The sequence below is a fragment of the Bacillus sp. Nf3 genome (assembly GCF_003028545.1).
In the GTDB taxonomy this organism is placed as follows: Bacteria; Bacillota; Bacilli; order Bacillales; family Bacillaceae; genus Bacillus; species Bacillus safensis.
The window spans coordinates 1-716 of record NZ_PYUA01000037.1 but is presented as its reverse complement, the minus strand read 5'-3'; the positions used below and the strand labels follow the sequence as shown (position 1 = coordinate 716).

At 63.8% G+C, this 716-nt stretch carries 1 protein-coding gene; it reads left to right on the top strand.

From position 1 onward, the window contains the following. The coding region (locus C9414_RS20730) for a glutamine synthetase family protein (protein ID WP_483295698.1) at nt 1-716 on the top strand (716 nt) is incomplete at both ends.

The following is a 716-nucleotide window of genomic DNA, read 5'->3' as shown; positions in this document are numbered from 1 at the left end:
ATCGTGATCAGCTGCGACATCCTCGACCCGGCCACCATGCAGCCGTACGGCCGCTGCCCGCGCGGCATCGCCAAGCGCGCCGAGGCGTACCTGAAGTCCTCCGGCATCGCCGAAACCGCGTTCTTCGGCCCGGAACCGGAATTTTTCATCTTCGATTCGGTCCGTTTCGCCAATGAAATGGGCAACACCTTCTTCAAGGTCGACTCCGAAGAAGCCGCCTGGAACAGCGGCGCCAAGTACGACGGCGCCAACAGCGGCTACCGCCCGGGCGTGAAGGGCGGCTACTTCCCGGTGCCGCCGACCGACACCCTGCACGACCTGCGCGCTGAAATGTGCAAGACCCTGGAACAGGTCGGCATCGAAGTGGAAGTGCAGCACCACGAAGTGGCCACCGCCGGCCAGTGCGAAATCGGCACCAAGTTCAGCACCCTGGTGCAGAAGGCCGACGAACTGCTGCGGATGAAGTACGTCATCAAGAACGTCGCCCACCGCAACGGCAAGACCGTCACCTTCATGCCCAAGCCGATCGTCGGCGACAACGGCAGCGGCATGCACGTGCACCAGTCGCTGTCCAAGGGCGGCACCAACCTGTTCTCCGGTGACGGCTACGGCGGCCTGAGCCAGCTGGCGCTGTGGTACATCGGCGGCATCTTCAAGCACGCCAAGGCCATCAACGCCTTCGCCAACTCGGGCTCCAACAGCTACAAGCGCCTGGT